Origin of the sequence: Streptomyces sp. SID14515, from assembly GCF_010548505.1 — a bacterium.
GTDB lineage: Bacteria > Actinomycetota > Actinomycetes > Streptomycetales > Streptomycetaceae > Streptomyces > Streptomyces caviscabies.
Genome location: NZ_JAAGMH010000008.1, coordinates 45,553 through 52,097, shown reverse-complemented (window position 1 = coordinate 52,097; position 6,545 = coordinate 45,553). Strand labels below are relative to the sequence as shown.

Sequence of the window (6,545 nt, the reverse complement as noted above, 5' to 3'; positions counted from 1 at the left end):
CGGCCAGCACGGCGCTCACGGCGAGCACCGGGGGCGTGGCGGCGGGCAGCGCGAGACCGGCCGCCGCGCCCGCGACCCCGCCGGCGCAGAGCTGGCCCTCGCCGCCGACGTTCACCAGCCCGGCCCGGTGGGCGACGGTGAAGCCGGTGGCGATGACGGCGAGCACGGCGGCGGTGTTGAGCGAGGAGCCGATCGCGTACGGGGTGGCGAACATGCCCTCGACGAGGGCGCCGCCCGCCGCCGCCGGGGTGGAGCCGGCGCCGACGACCAGCAGGAGGCCGACTCCGGCGGCGGCGAGGGCGGCCAGCGAGGCGATGACGGCGGGGTGCCGGAAGGAGGAGGAGAGGGAGGAGGGGGTGAGGGTCGCGATCATGACGCCGCTTCCAGGAGGGGTTCGGGCCCGGCGGCGTCGGCGCCGAGCATCAGTCGGGAGACGGTGGAGCGGGCGCCGGGGGCGGCCGTGTCGACGGGGCCCAGGAGCCGCCCGCGGTAGGCGACGGCGATCCGGTCGCAGAGGGCGAGGAGTTCGTCCAGCTCGCTGGAGACCACCAGCACGCCCACCCCGCGCGCGGCGGCCTCCCGCAGCCGGCCGAGGACCGCGTCCACCGCGCCGACGTCCAGGCCCCGGGTGGGCTGGGCGGCGGCCAGGACCACGAGCGGGTCCAGGGCCAGCTCCCTGGCGAGGACGACCTTCTGCTGGTTGCCGCCGGACAGGCCGGCCATGGGCGCGCCGGGTCCGGCGGCCCGTATGTCGTACGCGGTCAGGACGCGGTCGGCGGCCCGGTGCATCGCGGGCCGGTCCAGCAGCACGCCGAACCGCCGGAACTCCCCGAGCCGCCCGAGGAACAGGTTCTCCGCCACGGACAGCTCGGGCACGCACCCCTCGTGGTGCCGGTCCTCGGGCACGATGCCCAGCCCGGCGGCGGTACGGGCCCGGGGCGTGGCCCGGGTGAGGTCCGCGCCGCCCGCCTCGACGCCGCCGTCCTCGGCGGCCAGGGCCCCGCCGAGGACCGCCATCAGCTCGCTCTGCCCGTTGCCCTCGACCCCGGCGATCCCGAGGATCTCGCCGGGGGCCAGCTCCAGGTCGACGCCGTCGAGCGCGTACGAACCGTCGCCCCGGCGGACGGTGAGCCCGCGCAGCCGGAGGGCGGGGGCGGCCGCTGCCGGGGGCCGTGGGCGCTCCCGGACGCGCGGTGCGGGGCGGGGCTCGTCCCCCTGGCTTCCCGTCGCCCCCAGCCCCAGCGTCGCGGCCAGCTCCGGGGCGAGGTCGGCGGGCGCGCGGCCGATCATCAGGGGGACCAGCTTCTCCGGGGGCAGTTCGGTGAGCGGGGCGCTGCCCGCGACCCGGCCGCCGCGCAGCACGGTGGCCGCGTCGCCCGCCCGCGCCACCTCGCCCAGCTTGTGGGTGATCAGGACGACCGCCCGGCCGTCCGCCGCGATCCGGCGGCAGGTGGTGAGCAGGGCGTCCACCTCGGCCGGGGCGAGCACCCCGGTCGGCTCGTCCAGGAGGAGCAGCCGGGGGTCGCGCAGCAGGCACTTGACGATCTCGACGCGCTGGCGGACCCCGACCGGGAGTGCGGACACCAGGGCGTCCGGGTCGACGCCGAGTCCGTACGCCTCCTCCAGGCCGGCCAGCCGCCGGGCCAGCTCCCGGCGCGGCAGGCGCAGCGAGCGGGCGGTGGGCAGGAGCAGGTTCTCCGCCACGGTCAGCGTCGGTACGAGGGAGAAGTGCTGGTGCACGGTGGCGATCCCGGCGGCCAGCGCGTCGGCCGGCCGGGCGGGCGCGTACTCCCGCCCGTACAGCCGCATCGTCCCGGCGTCCGGGGCGAGGCCGCCGCCGACGAGGTGGCAGAGGGTGGACTTGCCGGCTCCGTTCTCGCCGAGGACGCAGTGCACGGTGCCCGCCTCGACGCGCAGGTTCACCTCGTCCAGGGCGCGGGTCGCGCCGAACGACTTGGTCAGCCCGGTGACTTCGAGTGCGGTGGATTCGCGTGCGGCGGTCGGCGCGCTCACAGGGTGGTGATCTTCCCGGTGGCGATGGCCTGCTCCAGCTCGTCGAGCTTCTTCTCGACGGCCGGGTCCGCGTCGCACACCACCAGATCACTGGCCGGCTCGTCCGCCGTGAGGCCGAACTTCACGTTCTCGGCCTTCCAGGTCCCGGCGAGCGCGTGGTCGACGGCGTACTCGATCTCCGCGCCGATGTCGGTGACCACATAGCCCGCGTACGCCGGGTCGCTGCCGCACTTTGCCGGGATCGGGCCGCCGATCAGGGTGGAGCCGCGCTGCACGGCCGCCTGCGCCAGGCCCTTCTGACCGAGGTTCAGGATCTGGCCGAGGACGTCGGCCCCCGCGCCGAAGTCGGCCAGGGCGGACTGCTTGGCCTTGGCGACGTCGTTGAAGTCGCCCGGATACTGCGCCGGCAGCACCCGCACGCCGGGCCTCGCGGCCTTCGCCCCGTTGGCGAACTCCTTGGAGGCGTTGACGATCGCGGGCAGCTCGGCCCCGCCGACGAAGCCGACCGTCCCCTTCTCGCTGAGCAGGGCGGCGGCCGCGCCGGAGAGGAAGGCGGCCTCGGCCTGCCGCGGGTCGTAGAGGGCGAGGTTGGTCAGCGGCTTCCCGTCGGCCGGGCCGCCGATCTCGACGAACTCCACCTGTGGGAAGCGCGGGGCGACCTTGCGGACCGAGGCGTCGGTCTGCCCGCCGAGCGAGATCACCAGGTCGGAGGAGGAGGCGAAGCGGACGAGCGCGGCCTCGTAGTCGGCGGCCGGTATCTGCTCGACCTTGCTGAGCCTCACCTTCTCGCCGTGCGCCTTCTGGGCGCGCAGATAGCCCAGGTGCGCGGAGTGCATGAAGCCCTGGTCGGAGACGGACCCGGCGAACAGGACGCCGACCCGCAGCGGTCCGTCGGAGTCCTCGGCGGTGGCGGAGGAGCCGGAGCCGCAGGCGGTGGTGAGCAGGAGCAGGCCCGCGGTCAGTGCCGCGGCCGTGACGGAGTTGCGCAGGTGCACCACGGGTGCCTCCAGGAGGACGTGCGGCCCACGGGCCGGTTACTGGTATACCGTTACGCGGCTCAGTTTCGGCCCGGTGTGTTGCGGGCGTGTTAGGCGCCGGTTAGCAATGGCGGCGCCCTTGCGCGGCCCGCCTAACCTGTGGTGGACGGCCAGGAGGAGGACCGCTGTGACAGAGCGCAGCTCGCTGCGGGACCGTGTCTACGAGACGCTGCGGCGACGGATCGTCGAGGTCGAGCTCCCGCCCGGCAGCCGGCTGGTGGAGCGGGATCTCGCCGCCGAACTGGACGTCTCACGCATCCCGCTCCGCGAGGGCCTGCGGCTGCTCGCCGCCGAGGGCCTGGTGGTGCTGGTGCCGCACCGGGGCGCGCTGGTGGCCCCGTTCACGCCCGCCGACGTACGGGACCTCTTCGACGTACGCGAGTCGCTGGAGTCCCTGGCCGCCCGCCTCACGGCCGAACGCCGCGACGCGGCGGGCCTGGCCCGGCTGGGGGAGCGGCTGGAGCGGGCGCGGGCCGCCACCCGGTCCGGGGACTGGCGGGCCATCGCGGAGGCGAACGCGGGCTTCCACGTCGACATCGTGGAGCTGGCCGCCAACCCGCTGCTCAGCTCCCTCATGGGCCCGCTGGAGGCCCGTACGCACTGGCTGTTCCGGCTCACCGCCCAGCGCGACGCCGACGAGCAGTGCGCGGAGCACGAGGAGCTGTACGAGGCCATCGCGGCCCGGGACGCGGACCGGGCGGCGGCGCTGGCGCACCGGCATGTGGCGAGCGGCCGGGCGACCAGCACCGAGCTGGCCGCCCGCTGGTCGCACCCCGAGGTGGACCCGGCCGAGGTCGCCGCCCGCCGTCGCCGCCGCAGGCCCACGACCCCGGCCGCCCGAGGCACGGCGTCCTGAGGCGCGGGGCCCTCGTCACGCGTGCCCGTGGGCGGCGTCCGGGTGGGTGTGCGGGGTGGGTTCCGTGGAGGCGGGCAGACGCCGCCGCCTGCGGTGCTTGAGGAGGGCCCAGGGCGCCCGCGCCCCCGTGACCTCCGTACCGGCCTCCCGGGCCGCCTGGGAGGCCGCCTTCGCCACCGGGAGGATGTCCTCGCGCCGCGCCCCGTCCAGCCGGTCGGTCTCCGGCCACAGGCCCAGCACCGCGCACAGGGTGGGCAGCACCGCCATGGCCGCCGTGGCATAGCCCTCGGCGGAGGGGTGGTAGTTGTCCGGGCCGAACAGCTCGCGCGGGTTCGCCGCGAACTCCGGGCCCAGCAGATCGCCCAGCGACACCGTGCGCCCGCCCTGCTCGACCGCCCCGATCGTCTGCGCGGCCGCCAGCTGCCGGCTCACCCGCCGGGCCAGCCAGCGCAGCGGTTGGTAGACCGGCTCGATCGTGCCCAGGTCCGGGCAGGTCCCGACGACCACCTCCGCACCGGCCGTCCGCAGCCTGCGCACCGCCGTCGTCAGACAGCGCACCGACTGGGTCGCGGGCATCCGGTGCGTGACGTCGTTCGCCCCGATCATGATCACGCAGACGTCCGGGACCCGCGCCGGATCGGCGAGCAGCAGCGACACCTGCCGCTCCAGATCGTCCGACCGGGCCCCCGGCAGAGCCACGTTCCGCAGATCCACCGGCCGCTCGGCCACCGCCGCGAGCCCCGAGGCGAGCAGCGCCCCCGGGGTCTGCCCGGCCCGCCGCACCCCCTGGCCGGCGGCCGTCGAATCCCCGAGCATCCCGAGCCGCATCGGGTCGTTCGGCCCGGCGAACGCCACCCCGTACCGTCCGTCCGCGCTCGGTGGAACCGGGGCCGTCCCGCCGCCCACCTGCCTCTTCGCGAGCTGGACCTCCGCCAGGAACACGCCCACGGCCGCCGCACCGATCAACCCGATGCTGCCACCGCCGTAGGCCGCGCCCGCCGCGATCCGCCGTGCCACCCTTGCTCTCGACACAGTCCGGTCCACCTCCTCCTCGCCGTACAGCCGTACACGTACCTACCTGCCCCGCGAGGGGCCGCGCGTACTCCTTTCCGTACGCGGAGTCCGTCCTGTACGCATACTCTGGGCCGGACCATCTCGGAGATCCCGGAGTACACGGTGCAATTCCACGATTCGATGATCAGTCTTGTCGGCAACACCCCGCTGGTGAGGCTGCGCAGCGTCACGGCAGGTATCCAGGCGACCGTCCTGGCCAAGGTCGAGTACTTCAACCCCGGCGGGTCGGTGAAGGACCGCATCGCGCTGCGCATGATCGAGGCGGCCGAGCAGAGCGGGGAGCTGAAGCCCGGCGGCACGATCGTCGAGCCGACCAGCGGCAACACGGGCGTCGGCCTCGCCATCGTCGCCCAGCAGAAGGGCTACAAATGCATCTTCGTCTGCCCTGACAAGGTGTCCACGGACAAGATCAACGTGCTGCGCGCGTACGGCGCCGAGGTCGTCGTCTGCCCGACCGCCGTCGACCCCGAGCACCCGGACTCGTACTACAACGTCTCCGACCGACTGGTCACCGAGACGCCGGGCGCCTGGAAGCCGGACCAGTACTCCAACCCGAACAACCCCCGCTCGCACTACGAGACCACCGGTCCCGAACTGTGGGAACAGACCGAGGGGAAGATCACACACTTCGTCGCGGGCGTCGGCACCGGCGGCACGATCAGCGGCACCGGGCGCTTCCTCAAGGAGATCAGCGACGGCGCGGTCCAGGTCATCGGCGCCGACCCGGAGGGCTCGGTCTACTCCGGCGGCTCCGGCCGTCCGTATCTGGTCGAGGGCGTCGGCGAGGACTTCTGGCCGAGCGCGTACGACCGGAACGTCACCGACGAGATCGTCGCGGTGTCCGACAAGGACTCCTTCCAGATGACCCGCCGGCTCGCCAAGGAGGAGGGGCTGCTCGTCGGCGGCTCCTGCGGCATGGCGGTCGTCGGGGCCCTGGAGGTCGCCAAGCGGCTCGGCCCCGAGGACGTCGTCGTGGTGCTGCTCCCCGACAGCGGGCGCGGCTACCTCAGCAAGATCTTCAACGACGAGTGGATGGCCGACTACGGCTTCCTGGAGGACACCGGCACCTCCGCCAACGTCGGCGCGGTCCTGGACTTCAAGGAGGGCCCGATGCCCTCCCTCGTCCACATGCACCCGGAGGAGACGGTCGGCGAGGCCATCGAGGTGCTCCGCGAGTACGGCGTCTCGCAGATGCCGATCGTGAAGCCGGGCGCAGGCCACCCGGACGTGATGGCCGCCGAGGTCATCGGCTCCGTCGTGGAGCGGCAGCTGCTGGACGCGCTGTTCACCCAGCGCGCCTCGCTGACCGACCCGCTGGAGAAGCACATGTCGGCGCCGCTGCCGCAGGTCGGCTCCGGCGAACCGGTCGAGGACCTGATGGCCGTGCTCAGCGGCACGGACGGGGCCGACGCGGCGATCGTGCTCGTCGAGGGCAAGCCCAAGGGCGTCGTGAGCAGGCAGGACCTGCTGGCGTTCCTCGCCAAGGACGCGGGCACGGCGAAGGCCTGACGGTCCGGTGTCACCTCCGGGGCGCCCCCGGAGGCGTCCGGTGGCCGGGCTTCGCG

The 6,545-nt window shown here is 74.4% G+C and carries 5 protein-coding genes and 1 pseudogene; 2 read left to right on the top strand and 4 right to left on the bottom strand.

The genetic code is table 11. From position 1 onward, the window contains the following. From G3I54_RS01570 to G3I54_RS01560, 3 genes and pseudogenes are all read right to left on the bottom strand, one after another. Positions 1–373 (bottom strand): annotated as a pseudogene (locus G3I54_RS01570) (ABC transporter permease); the annotation flags it as partial. Further along, positions 370–2,013, bottom strand: coding sequence for an ABC transporter ATP-binding protein (locus G3I54_RS01565; protein WP_164610275.1), 1,644 nt, complete (start codon positions 2,011–2,013; stop codon positions 370–372). The pseudogene G3I54_RS01570 and the gene G3I54_RS01565, both read right to left, overlap by 4 nt. Beyond that, positions 2,010–3,011, bottom strand: coding sequence for a BMP family ABC transporter substrate-binding protein (locus G3I54_RS01560; RefSeq protein ID WP_343240244.1), 1,002 nt, complete (start codon positions 3,009–3,011; stop codon positions 2,010–2,012). The genes G3I54_RS01565 and G3I54_RS01560 overlap by 4 nt, the downstream gene beginning before the upstream one ends. Before the next feature lie 166 nt (positions 3,012–3,177). Between G3I54_RS01560 and G3I54_RS01555 the strand changes: the two genes are divergently transcribed. Next, the gene (locus G3I54_RS01555) at positions 3,178–3,906 is read left to right on the top strand and encodes a GntR family transcriptional regulator (RefSeq protein ID WP_343240243.1); all 729 of its coding nucleotides are present in this window, start codon (positions 3,178–3,180) and stop codon (positions 3,904–3,906) included. A gap of 15 nt (positions 3,907–3,921) precedes the next feature. Here G3I54_RS01555 and G3I54_RS01550 read toward each other — a convergent pair whose 3' ends face one another. Then, the gene (locus G3I54_RS01550; RefSeq protein ID WP_164610290.1) at positions 3,922–4,923 is read right to left on the bottom strand and encodes an SGNH/GDSL hydrolase family protein; all 1,002 of its coding nucleotides are present in this window, start codon (positions 4,921–4,923) and stop codon (positions 3,922–3,924) included. Positions 4,924–5,082: 159 nt separating this feature from the next. Here G3I54_RS01550 and G3I54_RS01545 point away from each other — a divergent pair, with 159 nt between their 5' ends. Next, a complete protein-coding gene (locus G3I54_RS01545) occupies positions 5,083–6,489 on the top strand; it encodes a cystathionine beta-synthase (RefSeq protein WP_164610271.1) in 1,407 nt (468 codons plus the stop codon). The last annotated feature ends 56 nt before the right edge of the window (positions 6,490–6,545 follow it).